This window comes from Rhodococcus sp. DK176 (assembly GCF_038447315.2).
Classification (GTDB): domain Bacteria; phylum Actinomycetota; class Actinomycetes; order Mycobacteriales; family Mycobacteriaceae; genus Rhodococcus_F; species Rhodococcus_F jostii_A.
In genome coordinates this window covers 3089806-3112848 of the sequence record NZ_CP118321.2, presented here as the reverse complement: position 1 = coordinate 3112848, position 23043 = coordinate 3089806, and the positions used below count along the sequence as shown (strand labels likewise).

23 protein-coding genes and 1 pseudogene are annotated in these 23043 nt (G+C 68.7%); 15 read left to right on the top strand and 9 right to left on the bottom strand.

The genetic code is table 11. From position 1 onward, the window contains the following. Window positions 1-151: 151 nt before the first annotated feature. Window positions 152-388, bottom strand: coding sequence for an alpha/beta fold hydrolase (locus tag PSR88_RS14745; RefSeq protein ID WP_016882251.1), 237 nt, complete (start codon window positions 386-388; stop codon window positions 152-154). 82 nt (window positions 389-470) lie between these two features. Here PSR88_RS14745 and PSR88_RS14740 point away from each other — a divergent pair, with 82 nt between their 5' ends. Together PSR88_RS14740 and PSR88_RS14735 are read left to right on the top strand one after the other, a co-directional pair. Further along, entirely contained in the window at window positions 471-617 is a 147-nt protein-coding gene (locus tag PSR88_RS14740) for a hypothetical protein (RefSeq protein ID WP_016882252.1), read from the top strand. 75 nt (window positions 618-692) lie between these two features. Next, a complete protein-coding gene (locus PSR88_RS14735) occupies window positions 693-1151 on the top strand; it encodes a short chain dehydrogenase (protein WP_016882253.1) in 459 nt (152 codons plus the stop codon). A 123-nt stretch (window positions 1152-1274) separates the two neighbouring features. Here the strand turns inward: PSR88_RS14735 and PSR88_RS14730 are convergent, their stop codons facing one another. The 3 genes from PSR88_RS14730 to PSR88_RS14720 are packed head-to-tail and all read right to left on the bottom strand — an operon-like array spanning window position 1275 to window position 4364. Then, a complete protein-coding gene (locus PSR88_RS14730) occupies window positions 1275-2486 on the bottom strand; it encodes a CoA transferase (RefSeq protein ID WP_016882254.1) in 1212 nt (403 codons plus the stop codon). Between the two features lie 25 nt (window positions 2487-2511). After that, window positions 2512-3519, bottom strand: coding sequence for a MaoC family dehydratase (locus PSR88_RS14725; RefSeq protein WP_016882255.1), 1008 nt, complete (start codon window positions 3517-3519; stop codon window positions 2512-2514). Then, entirely contained in the window at window positions 3516-4364 is an 849-nt protein-coding gene (locus PSR88_RS14720; protein WP_016882256.1) for an HpcH/HpaI aldolase/citrate lyase family protein, read from the bottom strand. Before PSR88_RS14720 ends, PSR88_RS14725 begins: the two co-directional genes overlap by 4 nt. Window positions 4365-4544: 180 nt before the next feature. Here PSR88_RS14720 and PSR88_RS14715 point away from each other — a divergent pair, with 180 nt between their 5' ends. Both PSR88_RS14715 and PSR88_RS14710 read left to right on the top strand, forming a co-directional pair. Continuing rightward, complete coding sequence (locus PSR88_RS14715; protein WP_016881904.1) at window positions 4545-5696, top strand: acyl-CoA dehydrogenase family protein; 1152 nt, start codon at window positions 4545-4547, stop codon at window positions 5694-5696. Between the two features lie 31 nt (window positions 5697-5727). Continuing rightward, the gene (locus tag PSR88_RS14710; protein ID WP_007301678.1) at window positions 5728-6480 is read left to right on the top strand and encodes a GntR family transcriptional regulator; all 753 of its coding nucleotides are present in this window, start codon (window positions 5728-5730) and stop codon (window positions 6478-6480) included. 26 nt (window positions 6481-6506) lie between these two features. Here the strand turns inward: PSR88_RS14710 and PSR88_RS14705 are convergent, their stop codons facing one another. After that, entirely contained in the window at window positions 6507-6845 is a 339-nt protein-coding gene (locus PSR88_RS14705) for a winged helix-turn-helix transcriptional regulator (RefSeq protein WP_009475646.1), read from the bottom strand. A gap of 75 nt (window positions 6846-6920) precedes the next feature. Between PSR88_RS14705 and PSR88_RS14700 the strand changes: the two genes are divergently transcribed. Then, window positions 6921-7532, top strand: coding sequence for a malonic semialdehyde reductase (locus PSR88_RS14700; RefSeq protein ID WP_011595551.1), 612 nt, complete (start codon window positions 6921-6923; stop codon window positions 7530-7532). Window positions 7533-7542: 10 nt separating this feature from the next. On the opposite strand, the pseudogene PSR88_RS14695 reads toward PSR88_RS14700, so the two are convergent. Then, a pseudogene (locus tag PSR88_RS14695) lies at window positions 7543-7878 on the bottom strand (beta-mannosidase); the annotation flags it as partial. Between the two features lie 201 nt (window positions 7879-8079). Here PSR88_RS14695 and PSR88_RS14690 point away from each other — a divergent pair. Beyond that, the gene (locus PSR88_RS14690; protein WP_016882260.1) at window positions 8080-12558 is read left to right on the top strand and encodes an AAA domain-containing protein; all 4479 of its coding nucleotides are present in this window, start codon (window positions 8080-8082) and stop codon (window positions 12556-12558) included. A 32-nt stretch (window positions 12559-12590) separates the two neighbouring features. Here PSR88_RS14690 and paaI read toward each other — a convergent pair whose 3' ends face one another. The 3 genes from paaI to paaZ are packed head-to-tail and all read right to left on the bottom strand — an operon-like array spanning window position 12591 to window position 15365. Continuing rightward, a complete protein-coding gene (paaI, locus tag PSR88_RS14685; protein ID WP_016882261.1) occupies window positions 12591-13004 on the bottom strand; it encodes a hydroxyphenylacetyl-CoA thioesterase PaaI in 414 nt (137 codons plus the stop codon). Window positions 13005-13011: 7 nt separating this feature from the next. Continuing rightward, window positions 13012-13329, bottom strand: a complete 318-nt coding sequence (locus PSR88_RS14680; RefSeq protein ID WP_009475641.1) for an EthD family reductase — start codon at window positions 13327-13329, stop codon at window positions 13012-13014. Continuing rightward, window positions 13326-15365: a phenylacetic acid degradation bifunctional protein PaaZ gene (paaZ, locus tag PSR88_RS14675; protein WP_009475640.1), complete on the bottom strand. Its 2040-nt coding sequence runs from the start codon at window positions 15363-15365 to the stop codon at window positions 13326-13328. The genes PSR88_RS14680 and paaZ overlap by 4 nt, the downstream gene beginning before the upstream one ends. Window positions 15366-15524: 159 nt before the next feature. Between paaZ and PSR88_RS14670 the strand changes: the two genes are divergently transcribed. From PSR88_RS14670 to paaE, 9 genes are all read left to right on the top strand, one after another. After that, window positions 15525-16745, top strand: a complete 1221-nt coding sequence (locus tag PSR88_RS14670; RefSeq protein WP_029539072.1) for a thiolase family protein — start codon at window positions 15525-15527, stop codon at window positions 16743-16745. After that, a complete protein-coding gene (locus PSR88_RS14665; RefSeq protein ID WP_016882263.1) occupies window positions 16742-17470 on the top strand; it encodes an enoyl-CoA hydratase/isomerase family protein in 729 nt (242 codons plus the stop codon). Before PSR88_RS14670 ends, PSR88_RS14665 begins: the two co-directional genes overlap by 4 nt. Beyond that, entirely contained in the window at window positions 17467-18321 is an 855-nt protein-coding gene (locus PSR88_RS14660; RefSeq protein WP_016882264.1) for a 3-hydroxyacyl-CoA dehydrogenase family protein, read from the top strand. Before PSR88_RS14665 ends, PSR88_RS14660 begins: the two co-directional genes overlap by 4 nt. 39 nt (window positions 18322-18360) lie before the next feature. Further along, window positions 18361-19152, top strand: a complete 792-nt coding sequence (locus PSR88_RS14655) for an enoyl-CoA hydratase-related protein (protein WP_016882265.1) — start codon at window positions 18361-18363, stop codon at window positions 19150-19152. An 86-nt stretch (window positions 19153-19238) separates the two neighbouring features. Beyond that, window positions 19239-20192 carry a 1,2-phenylacetyl-CoA epoxidase subunit PaaA gene (gene paaA, locus PSR88_RS14650; RefSeq protein ID WP_005250773.1) on the top strand — a complete coding sequence of 318 codons (954 nt, stop codon included), beginning with the start codon at window positions 19239-19241 and terminating at the stop codon, window positions 20190-20192. Beyond that, window positions 20189-20494, top strand: coding sequence for a 1,2-phenylacetyl-CoA epoxidase subunit PaaB (gene paaB, locus PSR88_RS14645; RefSeq protein ID WP_016882266.1), 306 nt, complete (start codon window positions 20189-20191; stop codon window positions 20492-20494). Before paaA ends, paaB begins: the two co-directional genes overlap by 4 nt. 8 nt (window positions 20495-20502) lie before the next feature. Beyond that, window positions 20503-21420 carry a 1,2-phenylacetyl-CoA epoxidase subunit PaaC gene (gene paaC, locus PSR88_RS14640; RefSeq protein WP_029539073.1) on the top strand — a complete coding sequence of 306 codons (918 nt, stop codon included), beginning with the start codon at window positions 20503-20505 and terminating at the stop codon, window positions 21418-21420. A 1-nt stretch (window position 21421) separates the two neighbouring features. Next, window positions 21422-21931 (top strand): 1,2-phenylacetyl-CoA epoxidase subunit PaaD, encoded by a 510-nt coding sequence (gene paaD, locus PSR88_RS14635; RefSeq protein ID WP_009475633.1) that lies wholly within the window; start codon window positions 21422-21424, stop codon window positions 21929-21931. 2 nt (window positions 21932-21933) lie between these two features. Continuing rightward, window positions 21934-23031 (top strand): 1,2-phenylacetyl-CoA epoxidase subunit PaaE, encoded by a 1098-nt coding sequence (gene paaE / locus PSR88_RS14630; protein WP_011595542.1) that lies wholly within the window; start codon window positions 21934-21936, stop codon window positions 23029-23031. The last annotated feature ends 12 nt before the right edge of the window (window positions 23032-23043 follow it).

The following is a 23043-nucleotide window of genomic DNA, read 5'->3' as shown; positions in this document are numbered from 1 at the left end:
AGAGATCGAAAGTGGCGGCTAGTCGTGAATATGCTTGGTTCGGGCCTGTTTTCGTCTCGGCCCACTCGCGCGCTCACGGGAGGTCTATCGGCGGTCGATCATCACGTTCGCCGATACCACCGGATCGCGAAGGCGGTAACGGGGGAAATTTCTACGCAGTGAAGAAGTCGATGAGTTCGCGGGCGATCTGTTCGGGCGCGTTCTCCGTGGGGATGCGCCCCGCGTTCGGGATGCGGATAAGCGTGGTGTGCGGGACCTCCGAGGCGAATCGCTCGGCGTACTCCACCATCTCGAAGGGGTCGTCCTCACCCCAGATCAGCAACTTGGGCGTCGTGGACTGCCGCAGCGCTGGAACGAGATCGAGGGTGTAGCGACTTGTCGGCCGCACCCGCGAGAGCCCTCCATGAACTGCGAACCCGCATAGCAGACCACGGATCCAGATAGTCCACGATCCGCCGCTCGGTGGCGGGGTGAAGGTCGACCAGGGGACCACCGTCCTCGCGTGGTCGAACACCACATTCCAGGGCACGGACGGCACGGGCTCGGAGACGACGGCGGAGTTGGTCACCCACGGCGTCGGCAGGACCGAACAGCGGAACCACGAACAGGAGGTCTGACAGTGAAGGTGCTGGTTACCGGGGGAACGGGTCGGATCGGCGCATTCGTCGTCGACGCGCTGAACACAGAACGAGGTGATCGTCGCGTCGCGGTCCAGCGCTCTCGACGTGGACCTGCGCGACGGACGGTCGATCGACCGCATGTACGACCGAGTCGGCACAGTCGACGCCGTGGTGAGCGTCGCGGGCGTCACCCCGTTCCCGTCGTTCGCCGACACCACCTCGGCCGACTTCCGGCAAGGCTTCGACGACAAACTGCTCGGGCAGATCGAACTGGTTCTCCGGGGGCTGCCCTTCGTCGCCGACGGTGGCTCGTTCACCCTGATCACGGGAGTGCTTGCGCGGGAAACCATCCGCTCCGGTGTCGTCGCATCGACGGTGAACGGGGCACTCGAATCGTTCGTCAAGGCTGCAGCGGCCGAACTCCCGCGGGGGATGCGGATCAACGCCGTCAGCACGTCGGTGATCACCGAGACGCTCGATGTCTACGGTGACTACTTCCGGGGTTCGCTTCCGTCCCCGCTGCCGACGTAGCACGTGCCTTCGTCAAATCAGTGCACGGAATCCACACCGGCCAGGTGTACGAACTCGGCTGACCCCGGTCTCACGAGCGACGCTGCGGAACCACGCTTTCCGCAGCGTCGCGGCGTCGAGGCGTCACTTCCCCCCGACGATGCCGCTGTCGAGGAGTTTGGCGATGTCGGAGTCGGAGCTCCCGAGGAGGTCCCGGAGCACGCTGCCGGTGTCGTCGCCGACTGCGGAGGCGGGTGCGACGGTGGCGTGGTGGCCGTCGAACGACGCGGGGTGCCCGGAGGCGAGGTAGGTGCCGATGCGCGGCTGGTCGAGGGGGGCGAACATCGGGTTCTTCTCGAGTTCACCGGACTTCACGACTTCCTCGAAGGTGCGATAGCGCTTGGCGAGCACGGACGTCTTCGAGAGTGCCTCGGCCACTTCGGTTGCGGTGTGTTCGCGGAACCAGCGGGCGAACAGGGCGGTGAGGACGTCGCGGTGGGTGAAGCGATCGGTGTCGCGCGCGAAGTCGACGTCGAGTGCGGTTGCGAGTGCCTCCACGGCGGCGGTGGTTCCGGTGACCGCGACCAGGTCACGGAAGTGGCGGGGGGTGAGGGCGACGATCATGAACCGTTCGCCGTCGCTGGTGGTGAAATCCGTTCCGTACGTGCCGTAGACGGAGTTTCCGGTCGCCGGCCTGCCGGTGCCGTTGATCTGGACTTCGGTGAGGTAACCGAGCGTGCCGGCGGTGGCGAGCGCGACGTCCTCGAGCGGCAGGCGGATGTGGGTGCCCTCGCCGGTGGCGTCGCGGTGCCGGACGGCGGCCGCGACGGCCAGCGCGGCATACAGCCCACACACCACGTCCCACGCGGGCAGGACGTGGTTGACGACGCCGGCATGATCGGTGGGACCGGTGATGGACGGGAAACCGAGCCCCGCATTGACGGTGTAGTCGACGGCGGGGGAACCGTCGGTGCCACCGAGGACCTCGAGGGTGATGACGTCGGGGCGCAGGGCCCTGAGCGAATCGTGGGCGAGCCAGTCACGACCACCGGAGTTGGTGACGAGAATTCCGCCGCCCGCACCGGGGGCCGCGACCAGTTGCTGGACGAGCTGCTGCCCCTCGGGGCTGCGCATGTCGACGGCCACGGACCGCTTGCCGCGGTTGAGACCGGTCCAGTAGATGCTCTCACCGTCACTCGTGACCGGCCAGCGCTTGTAGCAGGCGGAGCCGCCGATGGGGTCGACCCGGATCACCTCGGCCCCCAGTTGAGACAGCGTCAGCCCGCACAGGGGCGACGCGACGAAGCTGGAGACCTCGACGATCCGAAGTCCGGCAAGGGGAGTGTGGGCAGTCACGAGAGAAGCTCCTTGATGGTGGAGGTCAGGCCATGAGGGCGGTGAAACGCCAGTCGAGGACGGGAACGTCGGACGCTGCGGCGTTGTGCGCGAACACGAGTGAACGCAGATGCAGAACTCCGCCGCCGCCGGGCAACGCCTCGGCGCTCTCGATTTCGAGTTCGCTGGTGAGGGTGTCGCCCTCGTGGACGGGACCGGTGTGGTCGCAGGACTTCCAGCCCAGGAAAGTGACGAGGTTGGGCAGAGCGCGTGTGGCCTGCCCGAGCGCGATGCCGATGGTGTGCCCGCCGTAGACGAGCCGCCCGTCCGCACCGACCCGTTCGTCGTGATGGGTGGCCGCGATGTTGAGGGTGAGGCGCGCCAGTTCGGGGGCGCTCGAGACCACGTCGCCGCTGCTCCGCAAGACGGTGCCGGCGAGGTCGGGCGAGAAGTGCTGTCCGGGAACCTTGTCGCGGTAGCGGTCGAGGGCCCAGCCCTCGGGGGCGGCGAAGGACTGCTCGGTCTGCGGGCCGATCGCGGACAGGTCGTCGGACTTGCGGACGCGGTCCTCGTCGGGGTTCTCGCTCAGCGGGAGCATGGCGCAGCGGTAGAAGTCGAGGACGGTGCGGCCGTCCTGGTCGGTGGACGTCATCCGGAGTGCCGCCAGCCCGGTGGGTTTGCGTCCGGGCTTCGCCGAATTCTCGCGCAGGCCCACTACTTCGGTGCGGGTGTACAGGGTGTCGCCGAGGTGCGGGAAGTGGTGGAAGCGGAGGCCGCGGTAGAACAGGTTGGCCTTCACGTGGTGCGTGGCGAGCGTGGACTGTCCGATGGCGACGTCGCAGACGAGGCCGGGATTCGCCACGGCGTCCCCGGATCCGGTGACGGCCCGGGACAGGTGCGCGTCGAGGGGCAGCCGCAGGCGGTCGCCGAGGATGGCCTGATGCGCGGCGGCGAGGCCGCTGGTCAGGGTGACGGCGGGGGCGGTGTCGAACACCTGCCCCACTTCGAGTTCGTCGAAGTACGGTCCACCGACGTAGGTCTGCGTGATCGTCACTGCGCACCTACCTGGGCGAGGACCCGTCGTGCGGCCACCGCGACGGCCTCGTCGAGCATCTGCCCGTCGAGTTGCGCGGCCCCGCTGCCCGCGGCCTCGGCGGCGGCGAGTGCGTCGATCACGCGGCGCGCGTCCTCGACTGCGGTGTCGGTGGGGGTGAAGGCCGACGCGGCCGATTCGACCTGGGCGGGGTGGATGACCCATTTCCCGTCGAACCCGAGCGCGCTGGTCCATGCGGCCGAGTGGCGGAAGGCGTCGTCGTCGGCGATACCGAGGAACGGTCCGTCGATCGCCTGGATGCCGGCTGCGCGGGCGGCGACGAGGACGCCGTCCTGGATCGCGAGCCAGTGTTCGGGGAGGGCGGAGCGGGAACGGCCGAGGGCCGCCCCGAGATCGGCGTAGCCGATGATGACGGATTCGAGCCGGGCCACGGACCGGGTGATGTCGCCGATGTTCTGCACCCCGACCGGAGTTTCGACGAGAGCCTGCAACCCGATGTCGGTACCGGCGAGAGCCTGATCGGCGTGGGCCAGATCCTGTGCCGTCTCCGCCTTGGGAACCACGATGCTCGTGAGGGAGGCGCCGAGGGAAGCGCACAGGGCGAGGTCGTCCTCGGCCCACGGTGTGGTCAGCGCGTTGATGCGGACCGAGACGGCGCGGGAACCGGCGGACTCGCGCACGAGACGGCGGACGAGGTCGCGGGCGTCGGCCTTCCTGGCCGGGGCGACGGCGTCTTCGAGGTCGAGGACCACCTCGTCGGCGGTCGACGCGAGCGCCTTGACGGCCTTGCGTTCGTCGGATCCGGGGGCCACCAGAACGGCGCGCCTGCGGGTGAGGTTCTGCACGATGCTTCATTCCTAGGGTCCGGGAGCCCGGTTCGGGCTGGATATGTACGGCCAGCCCGGTAGGGCTGCGCTGCTGATGCTGGCAGCGGCGTAGCCGTCATGTCAAGACCGATCGTTGACTTTAAACAGACATTGTCGGATTATGGCCGTACAAATGTTGTGCGAGTGCGAGGTGGAGTGATGGGCAAGCTGAACGAGGAAGAGGCGTACCTGGTCGAGACGGTGCGCGCCTTCGTCGACCGCGACGTGAAGCCGACGGTGCAGGCGGTGGAGCACGCCAACGAGTACCCCGAGAAGTGGATCGAGCAGATGAAGCAGATCGGGATCTACGGTCTGGCGGTCCCGGAGGAGTACGGCGGATCACCGGTGTCGATGCCCTGTTACGCGCAGGTGACCCAGGAACTGGCCCGCGGGTGGATGAGCCTGGCCGGGGCGATGGGTGGGCACACCGTCGTGGCGAAGCTGCTGTCGCTGTACGGCACCGAGGAGCAGAAGCGGCAGTATCTGCCGAAGTTGGCGACCGGCGAGATCCGGGCCACGATGGCGCTGACCGAGCCCGGCGGCGGGTCGGATCTGCAGGCGATGTCCACCAACGCCAAGACCGACGGCGACGATCTGGTGATCTCCGGTTCGAAGACGTGGATCTCCAACGCCCGCCGGTCCGGGCTGATCGCGCTGCTGTGCAAGACCGATCCGGGCGCGTCCCCCAAGCACAAGGGCATCTCGATCGTCCTGGTCGAGCACGGTCCCGGCCTGACGGTGTCGCGGGATCTGCCCAAGCTCGGCTACAAGGGCGTCGAAACCTGTGAGCTGTCGTTCGACAACTACCGGATCTCGTCGGACGCGGTCCTGGGTGGCACCCCGGGCAAGGGGTTCGCGCAGATGATGAAGGGCCTCGAGACCGGCCGCATCCAGGTGGCCTGCCGGGCCCTGGGTGTGGCGACGGCGGCGCTCGAGGACTCTTTGGCGTATGCGCAGCAGCGGGAGAGCTTCGGCAAGCCGATCTGGAAGCATCAGTCGATCGGCAACTACCTGGCGGACATGGCGACCAAGCTGACCGCGGCCCGGCAGTTGACCTGGCACGCGGCCGAGCAGTACGACAGCGGTGACCGGTGCGACATGGAGGCCGGGATGGCGAAGCTGTACGCGTCCGAGGTGGCGATGGACATCGCCCTGAACGCGGTGCGCATCCACGGCGGCTACGGCTATTCCACCGAGTACGACGTCGAGCGGTACTTCCGGGACGCCCCGTTGATGATCGTCGGCGAGGGCACCAACGAGATCCAACGCAACGTCATCGTCTCGCAACTCGTGTCGCGGGGCGGTCTGTAGTCCGGCAACCTGCACGTAGGATCGGTGCGCGATGAACGGTAGGGAACGAGAACGAGAGACGGAGCCGGCGTACCAGCTGGTGTCGAAGCAGCTCCGTGAGCACATAGCCGCGGGCAAGTACCGCGGCGGCCTCAAGCTCCCTACCGAATTCGAGCTCGCGGAACAGCACGGCGTGAGCCGGCAGACCGTGCGACGCGCCTTCCAGGACCTGGTAGCCGAGGGCATCGTCTACCGGGTCCCGGGGCGCGGGACGTTCGCCGCGGAATCCGACGGCCGATACCTGCGTCAGCTGGGGTCGATCGAGGATCTGATGAATCTGTCCACGGACACGACCATGGAGGTGGTCTCCCCGCTGCGCCGCCGGGTCGACATCGAGGCCGCGAGCAGGCTCCGCCTCGACACGGACCTCGTCCACACGGTCGTGTTCCGGCGACGCCACGACGACACCCCGTTCGTGCTGACCACCGTGTACCTTCCCGACGAGATCGCCCGGCTCGTCGTCGACGCGCCCGAGATGTCCGAGGGCGCCGTCAGCGCGTACACGATCATCGGTCTGCTGGAGCCGCACCTGCGCAGCCCCATCGTCGAGGCGGCGCAATCGATCACGGTCGCGCCCGCCCCCGCGGACGTGGCCCGCGAACTCGGCTGCCCCGAGGGCCATTCGATGCTGCGGGTCGACCGTCTCTACTCCGATTCGGAGGGGCGGACCGTCGAGTTGGCGGTCAGTTACTTCCTGCCCGAGCACTACACCTATCGCGTGACCCTGCGACGCGGCGGACGCTGACCGTCCGCGTCCTCGTCTGAATCCGGCTACGCCGGCAGATTCTCGCGCGCCCAGGCCGTCAGGGCGTTCAGGGACGGCAGGAGCGCCCGGCCGGCCGGCGTGAGTTCGTACGCGACCGAGACCGGTGGGCCCTCCTCCACCGAGCGCAGGACGAGTCCGGCCGCGGCCAATTCGGCGAGCCGGTCGGACAGCACCGAATCGCTGATACCGCCCACTCCGCGGCGTAACTCGGAGAACGTGGACGGTCCCTCCATCAGCACGCCGAGGATCACACCGTTCCAGCGCTTGCCGAGGAACGTGAAGGCGCGAGCGAGTGCCGCGTCGCAGGCACGGGGTTCGTGCGTCACTTCGCCGTCGTCAGCCACACCTCCACCCTATCAATGGTGCTAGCATCGGCCCTGCAACTAGTATTTTAGAAGTAACAAGCAGAAAGGGAGTCGATGAGCCACGCAATCTCTACAGGTAGAGGACTCGACGAGGCGGCACGGGCGCTGCTCTACACGGAGGCGCGCACCGCCAACAGCTTCGCTCCGACGCCGGTGAGCGACGAGGAACTCGCGCAGATCTGGGAACTCGCGCGCTGGGCGCCCACGGCGGCCAACACGCAGCCGCTCCGGGTCCTGTTCGTGCGCACCGACGAGGGCCGCGCTCGTCTGGTCGAGCACATGAACGAGGGCAACAGGGCGAAGACCGCCTCGGCGCCCGCCGTCGCCGTCCTCGCGGTCGACCCACGTTTCCACGACCACATCCCGGCACTGCTGCCGTTCCGTCCCGAACTCCGCGACGTGTTCGAGGCGAACGAACCGATGCGCAAGCAGACCGGGGACTTCAACGCCGCCCTCCAGGCCGGCTACTTCATCCTCGCCGTGCGCTCGCTGGGTCTGGCGGCAGGCCCGATGGCCGGATTCGACGCCGACGGTATCGACAAGGAATTCTTCCCCGACGGCCAGTGGCATTCGACCCTCGTGGTCAACATCGGCCACCCGGGCGAGAACCCCTGGTTCGACCGGCTGCCCAGGCTCGACCCGGAAGAATCCGTCTCCTGGGCCTGACGATCCACGTCTACGTGTCGTCGGGGGCGGTGCCGGATCCCCAGGTCCCGAACTGGCCCACCACGCCCCTCGTCGGCGGGCGGAGACCATAGGTGCAGTCGGCGGGCCGGGGGCCGGGCACGAACGCCCACAGGAGCGGTTCGCCCAGTGCCGCAGCCTGTTCGAGGCGCCGGGCGAGGCCGTTCCACTGATCGCCGGGCAGCGGAACGCCGTCGGCGCCGTAGTCGTGATACTGCGCGACGTCGACATACGGTGACGCCGAAACGAATTGGTACTCGTCGCCCCGGGTTCCGCACTGGCCGCCGCCGGTGAACCCCGCAGTCAGTGCGACGGTCGCGATCACCGCGGCGAGGGTCGTGATCCGCGGAACCCGTCCTGGATGAATGGTAGAGACCGGTCGGTACCAGCAGGGGTCCGTCCCGGCACCTCGAGCGACCGTCCAGTCCCTCTGCCAGGGGATGACGCCTCGAACTTCACCCCCTCGACCCGATAGTGTGCACGGCGGGGGCAAGCGCACGTCATCACCGAGAATTCGCAGAGGTTTACATTGTCGAGTCCCGAAAACGACGCCGAGCTCGCAGGCCGCGTCCAGCGCCTGCTGCAGTTCCTGCGCGAGATCGTCAGGGCTCGCACGAAGCCGGTTCTCCGCGTCGACCAGCACGAACAGGTCGAATGGCTGCATCAGGAGGGTCGGACGATCCAACTCGATTCCGACGCCGCGCAGGGCGACATCGTTCTGCGCGTGCCCCTCATCGGCGTCGAGGATCCGCCGGAACTGCCCACGGTCCTGGCCGGCTGGGTGGACGCTGCGGCCCGCTCCGACAGCTCGCGTTCCGACCTCGAACTGAACGCGTCCGACGCCTACGCCGAGGACTCCGACGAGGAATACGACGTGCGCCGCGCGTACGACGTCCGGCAGGCGTTCGACGCGTACGTGCCGCGCTGGCAGACGTGGGCGAAGGCAGACCGTGAGCGTCGCCCGCACGCCGATCTGTACCAGTCGCTGCAGCGGATGCTGCAGGAGCTGAACGCCCGACCCGAGTCGATCGAACTCGTCGTCGCGTCCGGTCTGCTGACCCTGACGGGCGCAGGCCCGGACGGCGTCCAGACCCACCTGGTCACCCAGTCGGCGAGCATCCACCGCGATCCCCGGACCGGCGACCTGCTGGTGCGGCTGATCGCGGGCTCCCAGCCCCGGCTCGAAGACTCCCAGCTGTTCACCGGACTCGACGTCTACGACAGCGCGCACGCGATGCCGCTGCAGAAGCAACTGCAGGACACCGCCGCGTCGCCCCTGGGCGACGGCGTTCGCGCACTGCTCGCGGAGTGGGCGCCGAAGTCGCTGATGACGACGGTCACGACGCGCGAGACCGTCCGGCCGCCCGACGCCGACGCCGACGGCACCCTCACGCTGTCGCCCGCCCTGGTCCTGCGCAAACGCAGTGCCTTCGCGCTGGTCGAGTACTACGAGCAGATGATCTCCCACCTCGAACGCGACGGCGCGACCGTTCCGCTCGGGCTCGCGCAGCTGGTCGAGGCGATCGAACCGGCAGACCGGCTGTCGTGGCTCGAGCGCACCGGCGCCGCCACCTCGTCGACGCTCGCCGAAGACCCGCTTTTCCCGCTCCCGGCCAACGCCGAGCAGTCGCAGATCATCGAGCGGCTCGGCGGGGACAGCGGAGTTGTGGTCGAAGGCCCGCCCGGCACGGGCAAGACTCACACGATCGCCAACCTGGTGTCGGCGCTGCTCGCGCGCGGCCAGCGGGTGCTCGTCACGAGCGAGAAGGCGCAGGCGCTCCGGGTGCTGAGGGACAAGCTTCCGCCCGAGATGCAGGAACTGTGCGTCTCCATCACCGACCTGTCCCGCGGCGGCTCCGACGAGCTCACCCGCAGTGTCGCGACGATCGCCGAACGGAAGTCGTCGTTCAACCCGCACAGCGAGGGCCAGAAGATCGCCGATCTCCGTGCCCAGCGGGACGAGGCCGTGCAGAAGCGGGCCGTCGTGCTCGAGCAGGTGAAGGCGCTGCGCGAGTCCGAGACCTACCTCCACGACGCTGTCGCGGACGGCTACGAGGGCACCGCCGCCACCATCGTCCGCAAGGTCATGGGCCTGCAGGACGCCTTCGAGTGGCTTCCCGGTCCGCTGCTGAGCGAGCAGCCGCCCCTCACCGGCACCGAGGTCGAGACACTGCGCCGGCTGTCGGTGACGGCGTCCCCCGAACGGGCGCAGCGGTCCCGTCAGACGCTTCCCGCGCTCGACTCGCTGCTGCCCAACCGGGCCGAACTCGAACGGCTCTGCTCGCGGGCCTCGACCAGTGTCCCCATCGACACCCCGCAGTCGGCGCATCTGCTCGAGGTCCTCGGGGGCGTCGACCCCGGGACCGCGTACACGGTTCGCCGGCACTGCAAGGAACTGCAGGCGCGGGCATACGACGTCCTCGACCTCGACGGCCAGTTCCAGAGCCTCGCCGACACCGTCCTCTCCGGCCGGGCGACGCACCTGTGGGGTCGTCTGGACGCCCTGCCCGCGATCGTCGAGGCGGCTGCGGCCGCCGACCGCTACATCGGCGCGCACGACGTCCAGTGCGCCGTCATGACCCGACCCGCCCTGCAGGCGATCGGTGCACTCGCCGTCGCGATGGAGTCCGGCGCCGTCGAGTGGAAGACGCGCTTCCGTCGCAGCGACGAGCAGAAGGCCGTCGAAGAACTCGGCCTCGACGCCACCGTCGACGGTGTATCCGCCACGACCGCCGCCACCGTGCGGCTCGTGACCGAGCACCTGCGCGCCCACGACGCCGCGCAGACCGCCGCCACCCTGCTGGCGGACCTTCGGATTCCGGTGGACATGAACGGCTCCCGTGCCGTCCAGGTCGACAGCCTCAACATGATCGTCGGCCGGGTGGCCCGCGTGCGCGCCCTCCTCGTCGCGCGTGACGCGCTGGCCCGCGAACTGTTCGCGCTGTCCCCGAACGCGCCGCGGATCCGCACTCTCGCGGACGCCGTCGCGGTGGCCGGGGCCGCAGAGGCGATCACCACCCGAGCCGACGTGGACAGTGCCCGTGCGGAACTCGACGCCATCGTCTCGGCCGTCTCCACGGCGGTCGACGCGGGACCGTCGCCGGAAGGCACCGCCCTGGTGGCGGCACTCGATCAGGCCGACAACGAGGCCCTGTCGGATGCCCTCAGCCGTTACGCGATCGCCCGCGTCGAGCAGCAGGATCAGCGGCTGTTCGACGAACTGTCCGACAAACTCTCACCCGTCGCCCCGGCGCTGTACGAACTGGTGCGCAGGACGGCGGCGCTCACCGAGTGGGACGAGATGAGCTGGCAGATGTCGGAGGCCTGGGCGTGGCGCCGTGCCCGCCAATGGGTCACCGAGCAGCACCGTGGCGGTCGTGAACAGGAACTGGAAGCCGAACTCAACGCCGTCGACGCGGATCTCGCGCACCTGACGGCGCGGCTCGCGGCGGCCACCGCCTGGCGCGACTGCCTCGAATACCTGACGGCAGATCAGGTGCGGGCGCTGCAGACGTACCGCGAGCACATCTCCAGCATCGGTGCCGGCGCCGGTAAGTACGCCGAGAAGTACCGCAGCGCAGCACGATCCGCGATGGGTGAGGCGCAGGGCGCGGTGCCCGCGTGGGTGATGCCGCTGCAACAGGTCCTCGCGTCGATCCCGCCCGTGCCGGGCAGCTTCGACGTGGTCATCGTCGACGAGGCGAGCCAGGCCGACATCACCAACCTGTTCCTGCTGTGGCTGGCGCCGCGGGTGATCGTCGTCGGCGACGACAAGCAGTGCGCACCCGCCGACATCCCCACCACCGGCACCCTCGACGACGTGTTCACCCGGCTCGACGCCTACCTGCCGGACCTTCCGGAGTACGTCCAGGCCACGCTCACGCCGCGGTCGAGCCTGTTCTCGATCCTGCGCACCAGCTTCGGGCAGGTGGTCCGGCTCCGCGAGCACTTCCGCTCGATGCCCGAGATCATCAACTGGTCGAGCACCCAGTTCTACGGCGAACTGCCGCTGGTCCCGGTGCGGCAGTTCGGCGCCGACCGGCTTCCGCCGCTGAAACATACGTACGTATCCGACGCCACCGTGTCGGGCAAGGATGCGACGCTCACCAACCACGTCGAGGCCGCCGCCCTCGTCGACCAGCTCATCGAATGCCTCGTCGACCCCCGCTACGACGGCAAGACGTTCGGAATCGTCGTGCTGCAGGGGCAGTCCCAGGTCGATGCCATCCGGACCGAACTCGTCAAACGCATCGGCATCGAACAGTGGGAGCAGCGGCGACTGCGGGTCGGGACGCCGCCCGACTTCCAGGGCGACGAACGCAGCGTCGTCTTCCTGTCGATGGTCGTGGGACCCGAGCAGAACTTCGCACCGCTGACAGCGAACCAGTACAAGCGACGGTTCAACGTCGCGGCGTCACGCGCGCAGGACCAGCTGTGGCTGTTCCACTCCGTGACCGTCGACGAACTGAAGCGGGCCGACCTGCGGAACTCCCTACTCAGCTACATGATGTCGACGTCGCCGGCGCCGGCCGACCCCATGCCGCAGGACGTCGACCGCGACGTCCGGATCCCGCCGTTCGACAATCTGCTCGAGCAGCGCGTGTTCAACGACATCGCCGAACGCGGCTACCACGTCAATTCGCAAGTCGAGGTGAACAATCGGCGCATCGATCTCGTCGTCACCGGTGGCACCATGAGACTCGCCGTCGAATGCGACGGCGACGCGTTCTCGACCACCCCGGAACAGCGGATCGCGGACCTCGAACGCGAGCAGGAACTCAAACGGTGCGGCTGGACATTCTGGCGCGTCCGCGAGTCGGAGTACTACCTCGACCCGAAGGCGGCCCTGTCGAGTCTGTGGGAGACGCTGGACAACCTGGGCATCGCGCCGCACGCGGTGGATCACGCGATCGCCATCGAGGCGGCCGCCGCCGAGCGGGCAGCGCGCGACGCCGCCGCGTCCGAGCGCGGAAAGCACGCGGCCCCCGTAAGCGCTGCGCACCCGTGAGTACTTGTTAACGTCCCGCGGTTAACAAGTACTCACGGGCGCGGCTGCGCACGACTGTCGCCGCGGAACTCGGCGACGACGTCTTCGCCGCGCCGGACGGTGACGTCGTAGATGCCGTTGCGCCCGTAGCGGGCCCGTTCCACGGCCTCGGCGACGAGCGTGTCGCCGAGGCGGGTGGAGGTGAGGAATCGGATGTCGGCGCGGGCGGCGACGGCGGGCGTGTCGTATCCGTTGCACGCCATCGCGAATGCGGTGTCGGCGAGGGTGAACACGAACCCGCCGTGAGTGATGCCGTGGCCGTTGACCATGGTCTCACCCACGACCATCGACGCGACTGCGTGGCCGGGGCTGAGCTCGAGGATCTCGATGCCGAGCGCCTGGGACGCATTGTCGGCTTCGAACATCTTCCGCGCGATGCGGCATTCCGCGGACGCGTCGACAGTCATGGTTCTCCTACTGGTTGTAGACGGATTCTTCTTCTTGGACGTACATGGTGACGCCGCCGGTGGCGAAGTTGGGGACGTCCTTGCCTGCCTGCTTCATCTCCTCGGACTGCAACCCGGACTTCATGGTGTCGGCGTCGGGGAAGACGAGGCTCGCGACCGCGTAGTACGGCGGCGTCCCGCCGTCGAGGGCACTGCACTTGCCCCACGTGAAGTCGGTCAGGCCGGGGATCTTGCGGGCCAGCGGCATGTGGGTGTCGCGGTAGTAGGCGTCGAACGCCTCGGGGTCATCGGGCTGGCCGTAACAGACGGCGACCTTGAAGCTCATGCGTTTTCTCCTTTGGCGACGAGGGTGAGTACGTCGTACGTTGCGACGGGATCGCCGTCCTGGTTGACGACGATTGCATCCCAACGGACTTCACCGTAGTCGGCGCTGCTGCGCGGCGTGATGAGCTTCGCGGTGAGCGTGACGGTGAGGCTGTCGTCGGCCTTGACGGGGGTGAGGAACCGGAGGTTGTCGACGCCGAAGTTGGCGAGGACGGGGCCGGGATTCGGTTCGACGAACAGACCGGCGGCGAGGGAGACGACGAGGTATCCGTGGGCGACGATGCCGCCGAACAGCGGGTTCGCGGCCGCGGCCTCGGGGTCGGTGTGGGCGTAGAACGTGTCGCCGGTGAACTCGGCGAAGTGGTCGATGTCGGCGAGGGTGACCTGGCGGGGGCCGCCGACGATGGTGTCGCCGATCCGCAACTGCGCAAGGTTCTTCCGGAACGGGTGGACGCCGTCGTCGTTGCGCTGCGAACCGGTGACCCACTTGTTTCCGACCGCGGTCAGGATGTCGGGGGTGGCCTGGACCGCGGTGCGCTGCATGTGGTGCAGGATGCCGCGGATACCGCCGAGTTCCTCGCCGCCGCCTGCGCGTCCGGGGCCGCCGTGCACGAGGACGGGCAGGGGTGAGCCGTGGCCGGTGGATTCCTTGGCGTCGTCGCGGTTGAGGACGAGGACGCGGCCGTGGAACGGGGCGAGGCCCAGCACGATGTCGCGGGCGAGTGCGGAATCACGGGTGACGAGGGAGGCGACGAGGCTGCCCTTGCCGCGGGCGGCGAGTTCGATGACCTCGTCGGTGCTGTCGTATCCGATGACGGTGCTGACGGGACCGAAGGCCTCGATGTCGTGGGGTTCGGTGGCATCCTTGTCGTCGGAGCGCAGCAGGATCGGCGGCAGGAACGCGCCCGTCGCCTTGTCGGCGCCGACGACGTCGAAGTTCTCCGGGTCGCCGACCACGATCTGCGCCGACTTGGTCAGGCCGCGGAGCGATTTCAGGACCTCGTCGCGCTGTTCGAGGCTGGCGAGCGCACCCATCGTGACGCCTTCGGCGTCGGGGGCGCCGACCACGACGCGCGACAGCCGGGCCTCGGCAGCGGCGATGACGTCGTCCATCAACGCCGACGGCACGAAGGCGCGCCGGATGGCGGTGCACTTCTGGCCGGCCTTCACCGTCATCTCGGTGACGAGCTGCTTGACGTAGAGGTCGAATTCCTCGCTGCCCGGTTCGACGTCGGAGCCGAGGATCGACGCGTTGAGCGAATCGGCCTCGGCGTTGAAGTGGACGCCCTCACCGACGACGTTCGGGTGCGCTCGCAGGGTGGCCGCGGTGTCGGCGGATCCGGTGAACGCCACGGAGTCCTGCCCACCGAGGTGGTCGAGCAGCCCGCGGGCGCTGCCCGACAGCAGCTGGACCGAACCCTCGGGCAGCAGCCCGGACTCGATGATGCGACGGAACACGAGTTCGGTGAGATAGGCCGACTGGCTCGCAGGCTTGACGATGGACGGGACGCCGGCGATGAACGCGGGGGCGAGCTTCTCGAGGAAGCCCCACACCGGGAAGTTGAACGCGTTGATCTGGACGGCCACGCCGCGGCGCGAGGTGTAGACGTGCTGGCCGAGGAACGTGCCCTTCTTGCCCAGCTGCTCGAACGCGCCGTCGAGGTAGACGGTGTCGTTGGGCAGTTCCCGCCTGGCCTTGCCGGCATAGCTGAGGAGGGTGCCGAAGCCGCCGTCGATGTCGACGCCGGAGTCGCGCTTGGTGGCGCCGGTCGAGGTGGAGAGGGCGTAGAACTCCTCCTTGCCCGCCATGAGGGTGAGGGCGAGCGCCTTGAGGACAGCGGCACGCTCGTGGAAGGTCAGCTTCGCGAGCGCCGCTCCGCCCACCTCGCGGGCGTAGGTCACCATCTCGCCGAGGTCGAGTCCGGTCGCGGAGATGCGCGCCACCTCGGAGCCGTCGACCGCGCTCAGCAGCGGCGTTCCTTCGTCCGGCGCGGTGTACCAGCGTCCGGCGGCGTAGCTTTCCAGTAACTTGCTCACGACAACTCCATTTCACCGTACGTTCGGTCGGTTAACAGAATCGTCGCTTCCGCCGCTGGTTGTCAAGGGAGCATCGCAACTTTTCGTCCATCACCTCCCCTTGCGTACCGACCGAAGATTCGGTTATTAATAGACGGCACCCCCGTGAAGGAGAAGACTGTGGCCGAAGTGTTTCTGGTGGACGGAGCCCGTACCCCGCAGGGTCGATACGGCGGAGCGCTCGCAGGAGTGCGCCCCGACGACCTTGCCGGTCTCGTCGTGGCCGAGGCCGCCCGCCGGGCCGGAATCCCGGGCGACGCCGTCGACGAGGTGATCCTCGGGGCCGCCAACCAGGCCGGCGAGGACAACCGGGACGTCGCCCGCATGGCCGTGCTGCTCGCGGGCCTGCCCGACAGCGTTCCCGGCTACACGGTGAACCGCCTGTGCGCGAGCGGTCTGACCGCCGTCGCGTCCGCCGCGCACACCATCCGCAGCGGCGAGGCCGACATCGTGATCGCCGGCGGCGTCGAATCGATGACCCGCGCACCCTGGGTGATGGCCAAGCCCGGCACCCCGTGGGCACGTCCGGGGGAGGTGGCCGACACCTCGCTCGGCTGGCGCTTCACGAACCCGCGGTTCACCGCGACAGACCGTGACGTTCCGGCCGGGGCCGGACCGGACGTCCGCAAGGTGACGCTGTCGATGGGCGAGACGGCCGAGGAGGTCGCCGCGCTCGAGGGCATCACCCGCGCCGAGAGCGACGCCTTCGCGCTGCGCAGCCAGGAGCGGGCGATCGCGGCGGTGGACGCCGGCCGGTTCGAGCGCGAGATCGTGCCCGTGCCGGTGCGCGACGGTGAACTGACCGCCGACGAAACCCCCAGGCGGGGAACCACTCTGAAGAAGCTGGGTTCGCTGAAACCGGTGTTCCGCACCGGCGGCATCGTGACCGCCGGCTCGTCCTCCTCCCTCTCGGACGGCGCCGCGGCCCTGGTCGTCGCGAGCGAGGCGGCGGTGGAGAAGTACGGCCTGACCGTCCGCGGCCGCATCGTCACCAGTGCGAGCGCGGGTATCGCCCCCAACGTCATGGGTCTGGGGCCGGTCCCGGCCACCCGCAAGGCCCTTGCCCGCGCCAACTGGTCGATCTCCGACCTCGGCGCCGCCGAACTCAACGAGGCCTTCGCGGCGCAGTCGCTCGGGGTGATCCGGCAGTTGAAGCTCGACGAGTCGATCGTCAACGCGGACGGCGGCGCCATCGCGCTCGGCCACCCGCTGGGCTGCTCGGGTGCGCGGATCCTGCTGACGCTGCTCGGCCGGATGGAACGCGAAGGCGCCCGCCGCGGACTGGCCACGCTGTGCGTGGGCGTCGGCCAGGGCGTCGCGATGTTGATCGAGGCGCCGTGAACACACTGAAGATCGAGGACCGCGACGACCGCATGGTGGTCACGCTGCATCGTCCCGCACAGCGCAACGCGATCAACGCGGAGATGATCGGCGAACTGCACCAGGTGTGCGCGTCGCTGGAGGCGACGCCGAAGCCGATGTTGCTGACCGGCGAGGGCGATCACTTCGCCGGCGGCGCAGACATCGCCGAACTGCGTGAGCGCGGCCGCGACGAGGCGTTCGCCGGCATCAACCGCAACTTGTTCGACCGCATCGCGAAGCTGCCGATGCCCACCGTCGCCGTGGTGAGCGGGTACGCGCTCGGCGGCGGCGCCGAACTGTCCTACGCCTGTGACATCCGCATCGCCACCGAGACCGCGGTCTTCGGGAACCCGGAGCCGGGGCTGGGCATCATGGCCGCGGCCGGGGCCAGTTACCGGTTGCCCGAATTGGTCGGCACGTCCGTCGCCAAGCAGGTTCTGCTCGGCGGCCGGAACCTCGACGCGCAGGACGCGCTGCGCAGCGGACTCGTGATGAGTGTCGTCGCACCCGGCGAGCACATCGATGCAGCGCACAAGGTCATCGACCGCATCACCCGATCGGCGCCGCTGGCGCTCAAGCTCACGAAGATGATCGTCGACGCACCGGGCTCGCACCCGTTCGCCGACGACATCGCGCAGGCGGTGCTGTTCGAGAGCCGCGACAAACACGACCGCATGACTGCCTTTCTGGAGAAGAAGAAATGACGAGCACAGCACCGAAGAACGTCGGAGTGGTCGGCGGCGGCCGGATGGGCGCGGGTATCGCACAGGTCTTCGCCACCCTCGGCTCCACCGTCATCATCGCCGAGAGCGGCGACCGGGAGGCGGCCGTGAAGCGGGTGTCCGACGGACTCGACCGCGCGCACGAACGCGGCAAGCTCGGCGACGTCGATCCCGCGACGATCCTCGGACGGGTCTTCACGGTGGCCGCCCCCGATGCGCTCCCGCCGGCCCTGGATCTGGTGGTCGAGGCGGTGCCCGAACTGGTCGACCTCAAGCTATCCGTGCTCTCGCTCGTCGAGAAGACGGTGTCGCCCACGACGGTAATCGCCAGCAACACCAGTTCGATCTCGATCGCCGAACTCGGCAGTGCCCTCGGCGACCCGGCCCGGCTGATCGGCATGCACTTCTTCAATCCGGTTCCGGCGTCGACGCTCGTCGAGATCGTCCGCGCCCCGGCCACCGATGCCGGCGTCGTCGAGAAGGTCCGGGAGTGGGTCGCCCAGCTCGGCAAGACCGAGGTGCTGGTCAACGATTCTCCCGGCTTCGCGACCAGCCGTCTCGGCGTGTGCCTCGGGCTCGAGGCGATCCGGATGCTCGAGGAAGGCGTCGCCGACGCCGAGTCCATCGACCGGGCCATGGAACTCGGCTATCGCCACCCGATGGGACCGCTGCGGTCCACCGATCTGGTCGGACTGGACGTCCGGCTCGCGATCGCCGAGCACCTGGCGAAGACGCTCGGCGACCGGTTCGCGCCGCCCGCGCTGCTGCGCGAGAAGGTCGCCAAGGGCGAACTCGGCCGCAAGACCGGCCAGGGGTTCTTCACCTGGTCCTGACGGGCCACCCACACCACAACCAGCAGGAGGCACATTCTCATGAGCACTGACGACGTGGTCGGACTTTCCGTGGACGCGGGACTGGCCACCATCACCCTGCGCCGTGCGGGCGCGTCCAACGCCCTGGACCGCGCGGTGAAGGAACAGTTGCTGGCGGCGGTGGAAAAGGTCGCCGCCGACGACAGCGTGCGCGCCCTGCTGCTGCAGGCGGAGGGGAAGAACTTCTGTGTCGGCCAGGACCTGGCCGAGCACGTCGCCGGGCTGGAGGCGGACCCAGCGCACGCGATGGACACCGTCGCCGAGCACTACAATCCGCTGCTCCGGGCGCTGGCCGCGGTCCGCGTCCCGGTCGTCGTCGCGGTCGGCGGCGCCTGTGTCGGGGCGGGGCTGGGCATCGCCCTGGCCGCCGACATCCGGATCGCGGGGGAGGGAGCCAAGTTCGCCACGGCGTTCACGGGGATCGCGCTGGCCGGTGACTCCGGGCTGAGTCACACCCTGGTGCAGGCGCTCGGACCGAGCCGGGCGACCGGGCTGATGATGCTCGGCGACCGGTTCACGGCGGCGCAGGCGCTGGACTGGGGGCTGGTGCACCGGGTGGTGCCCGATGCCGAACTCGGGGACGCGGCCGCCGCGCTGGCGCGGAAGCTGGCCGACGGTCCCACGGCGGCGTATGCGCAGGTCAAGGCGCTGGTCTCGGCGGCGTCGACCGGGCTGTCGGAGGCGCTCGAGCGGGAGCGTGAGGCCGCGGAGCAACTCGGCCGGTCGAAGGATCACCGCAGCGCGGTCGACGCGTTCCTCGCGAAGCGCACGCCCGCCTTCGAAGGCCACTGACGTAATTCGGCGCCCGCCCTTGTGTGGGCGGGGGCTGACATGCATACTTGATACCAACCGATCATTCGGTAATAGAGGTAGGACATATGACCACGTCACACGCTTCCGATGAGCTGCAAGAGCTCTTCGATGACACCATCGCGGCCGACCAGAGGGTCGAGCCGAGGGACTGGATGCCCGACGGCTACCGCAAGACGCTGATCCGGCAGATCGCGCAGCACGCGCACTCGGAGATCATCGGCATGCAACCGGAGGGCAACTGGCTCACCCGCGCGCCGTCGCTGCGCCGCAAGGCGATCCTCATGGCGAAGGTTCAGGACGAGGCCGGGCACGGCCTGTACCTGTACTCGGCCGCCGAGACGCTCGGAGCCGATCGCGCCGACCTCACCGAGAAGCTGATCGAAGGCAAGCAGAAGTACTCCTCGATCTTCAACTACCCGACGCTGACCTACGCCGACGTCGGCGTGATCGGCTGGCTCGTCGACGGCGCCGCGATCTGCAACCAGGTCCCGTTGTGCCGCAGCTCCTTCGGGCCGTACGCGCGGGCGATGATCCGGGTGTGCAAGGAGGAGTCGTTCCACCAGCGTCAGGGCTTCGAACTGCTGATGACGATGATGCGCGGCACCGACGCCCAGCGCGAGATGGTGCAGGAGTCGGTGAACCGCTGGTGGTGGCCGGCGCTGATGATGTTCGGACCGCCGGACGATCAATCGCCCAACTCCGAGCAGTCCATGAAGTGGCGCATCAAGCGGCACACCAACGACGAACTCCGTCAGCGGTTCGTCGACATGTCCATCCCGCAGGCCGAGGTGCTCGGCGTGACGTTCCCGGATCCGGACCTGAAGTGGAACGCCGAGCGCGGCGCTCACGACTTCGGTGAGCCCGACTGGAGCGAGTTCATGCAGGTGATCAAGGGCAACGGCGCATCGAGCGTCGAGCGCGTCGCCAACCGGCGGGCAGCACACGAGAACGGGGCGTGGGTGCGGGAGGCCGCGACGGCCTTCGCCCGCCGCGAGAGCAGCAAGGAGAACGCACGATGAACACGGACGACAACGCAGTGCGCGCGGACTGGCCCCTGTACGAGGTGTTCTTGCGCGGCAAGCGCGGACTCAACCACGTTCACGTCGGATCCCTGCACGCCGCCGACGACGAGATGGCCGTCCGGCACGCCCGGGACGTCTACACCCGCCGCAACGAGGGCGTGAGCATCTGGGTGGTGCGGTCCAGTTCGATCGTGGCCTCCAGCCCGTCGGAGAAGGATCCCTACTTCGCGCCCAGCGGCGACAAGGTGTACCGGCACCCCACGTTCTACGAGATCCCCGACAACGTTCCCCACATGTGAGGCTGACGATGACCGACCACGACAATGCTTACGAAGGCCTCGTCGACGAAGACAGCCACGGCCAGTGGGCGTTCGGCACCAGCTTCGACGACCCCCTCGCGGGTGTCGACACCACGGTTCCGGAGGACGTCGACCTCTCCGCGCTGGCCGGCTACTGCCTGATGCTCGGTGACGATGCACTGATCAGCTCACAGCGTCTCGCCGAGTGGAGCACGCGCGCACCGGAACTCGAGGAAGAGGTTGCGCTCGCGAACGTCGGGCTCGACCTGCTCGGTCAGGCGCGACTGCTGCTCGCCCGGGCGGCCGCGGCGGACGCGTCGGTGGTGCCGTACATCTCGGAGACGAGCCCCATTCCCGCCGAGGACGCGCTCGCGTTCTTCCGGGACGAGAATCGGTTCCGCAACACCCGGCTGGCCGAACTCGACAACGGCGACTTCGCTCAGTCGATCACGCGACTGCTGGTGTTCTCGACGTGGCGTCTCGCGCTGTTCGATCGTCTCCGCACGTCCCGGGACCCGGTCCTCGCGGCGGTCGCGGTGAAGGGCGTCAAGGAACTCACCTACCACCGCGACTACGCGGCCCGCTGGGTTGTGACGCTCGGCTGCGGCACGGAGGAGTCGAAGACCAGGATGGAAGCGGCGCTCACCCACGTGTGGCCGTATGTCGAGGAATTGTTCGTCCCGACCACCGAGGAGCTCGCGCTCGCGGCGGTGGGGGTGGGCGTCGACCCGCGGGACGTGCGTGAGGAATTCGATTCCGTGCTCGAACAGGTGCTGCGCGCCGCCGAGCTCACCGCACCGACCGGCCGGACCGTCGGCACCGTCGGCGGCCGGGCAGGACGGCAGGGATTGCACACCGAGTCGCTCGGACTGCTGCTCGCCGAGATGCAGAGCGTGGCCCGGGCGCACCCCGAAGGAGTGTGGTGACATGACCACCGCCGTGCGCAGCGACGCCCGTCGCCTCGCCGAATCCGTGCTCGACCCCGAGATGCCGATGCTCACGCTCGCCGATCTCGGTGTGCTGCGCGACGTCGAGGAATACGCCGACGGGTCGGTGGTCGTGACCATCACCCCCACCTATTCCGGTTGCCCCGCGATGGCCACCATGCGGGACGACATCGAGCACACCCTGCAGGACGCCGGGTTCGGCAGCGTCGAGGTCAGGACCGTTCTGTCGCCGCCGTGGAGCACGGACTGGATCAGTGAGAACGGGCTGCGCAAGCTCCGCGAGAACGGCTACTCGACACCCGGTCCCGCGCCGCGACGCACATCGGGTCCGGTGCCGTTGACGCTCACCGTCAAGCCGCGACCCGTGGCATGCCCCAAGTGCCACTCGGCGAACACCCGGCTCGACTCGGAATTCGGGGCGACGCTGTGCAAGGCGCTCTACCGGTGCCTCGACTGCCTCGAGCCCTTCGATCACGTGAAGGAAATCTGACCATGACCACAGCGGTCTCCCCGAAACCCGGTGCGGCGTTGCGCAACAGGGCGTTTCACACCCTCACCGTCGCCGACGTCGAATCCCTGTGCGACGACGCGGTCGCGGTCACGTTCGACGTTCCGGCCGAGCTCGCCGACGAGTTCGCGTTCGGTCCCGGACAGTCGCTCACGCTGCGGCGGACGATCGACGGCGTCGAACACCGCCGCTCGTACTCCATCTGCGCGCCTTCCGGTTCCGCGCCGCGGGTCGGTGTGCGCGAGGTGTCCGACGGTCTGTTCTCGACGTGGCTCGTGCGCGACGTCCGCCCCGGCGACCGGATCGAGGTGCAGGGTCCGAGCGGAACGTTCGTCGCCGACCCGGCGGCCGGCGGTCGCCACGTACTGATCGCCGCCGGATCGGGCATTACGCCGATGCTGTCGATCGCCGCGTCGATGCTCGCCAACCCGGAGGCCGAAGTCGTTCTCCTGTACGGCAACCGGCGCACCCGCTCGGTGATGTTCGCCGAGGAGATCGCCGACCTCAAGGACACGTACGGGTCGCGCTTCGACATCATCCATGTCCTGTCCCGCGAGCCCCGCGAGGTCGAACTGTTCACCGGCCGTCTCGACGCCGACCGGCTCCGGGCCATCTTCGACGCCGTGGTCCCGGTGGCCGACATCGATCACTTCTGGCTCTGCGGCCCGTACGGCATGGTCACCGACGCCGAGACCGTTCTCGGCGACCTGCAGATCGACAAGAGCCGCGTGCATCACGAACTGTTCTTCGTCGACGACGTGCCCCCGCCCATGGAAACCCACCGCGAACCCGGCGTCACCGGGCCGAGCAGTGAGGTGACGCTCGTCCTGGACGGTCGCTCGACCACCGCGACGCTGCCGCGGGACGAGTCGATCCTCGACGCCGCCGAGAAGTACCGCTCGGACCTTCCGTTCGCCTGCAAGGGCGGCGTCTGCGGAACGTGCCGCGCCAAGATCACGTGCGGTGACGTGGACATGCGCCGCAACTACGCGCTCGAGGACTACGAGGTCGACTCCGGCTTCGTGCTGACGTGCCAGACCTTCCCGGTCAGCGACAACGTGACCGTCGATTTCGACGCCTGACCATACCCAGCC

Bases quoted from the DNA above. Each gene is read 5' to 3' on its own strand.
- PSR88_RS14715 (WP_016881904.1), top strand. From the start codon at position 4,545: ATGGGCAAGCTGAACGAGGAAGAGGCGTACCTGGTCGAGACGGTGCGC.
- PSR88_RS14710 (WP_007301678.1), top strand. From the start codon at position 5,728: ATGAACGGTAGGGAACGAGAACGAGAGACGGAGCCGGCGTACCAGCTG.
- PSR88_RS14700 (WP_011595551.1), top strand. From the start codon at position 6,921: ATGAGCCACGCAATCTCTACAGGTAGAGGACTCGACGAGGCGGCACGG.
- paaI (WP_016882261.1), bottom strand. From the start codon at position 13,004: ATGACTGTCGACGCGTCCGCGGAATGCCGCATCGCGCGGAAGATGTTC.
- PSR88_RS14680 (WP_009475641.1), bottom strand. From the start codon at position 13,329: ATGAGCTTCAAGGTCGCCGTCTGTTACGGCCAGCCCGATGACCCCGAG.
- PSR88_RS14660 (WP_016882264.1), top strand. From the start codon at position 17,467: ATGACGAGCACAGCACCGAAGAACGTCGGAGTGGTCGGCGGCGGCCGG.
- PSR88_RS14655 (WP_016882265.1), top strand. From the start codon at position 18,361: ATGAGCACTGACGACGTGGTCGGACTTTCCGTGGACGCGGGACTGGCC.
- paaA (WP_005250773.1), top strand. From the start codon at position 19,239: ATGACCACGTCACACGCTTCCGATGAGCTGCAAGAGCTCTTCGATGAC.
- paaB (WP_016882266.1), top strand. From the start codon at position 20,189: ATGAACACGGACGACAACGCAGTGCGCGCGGACTGGCCCCTGTACGAG.
- paaC (WP_029539073.1), top strand. From the start codon at position 20,503: ATGACCGACCACGACAATGCTTACGAAGGCCTCGTCGACGAAGACAGC.
- paaD (WP_009475633.1), top strand. From the start codon at position 21,422: ATGACCACCGCCGTGCGCAGCGACGCCCGTCGCCTCGCCGAATCCGTG.
- paaE (WP_011595542.1), top strand. From the start codon at position 21,934: ATGACCACAGCGGTCTCCCCGAAACCCGGTGCGGCGTTGCGCAACAGG.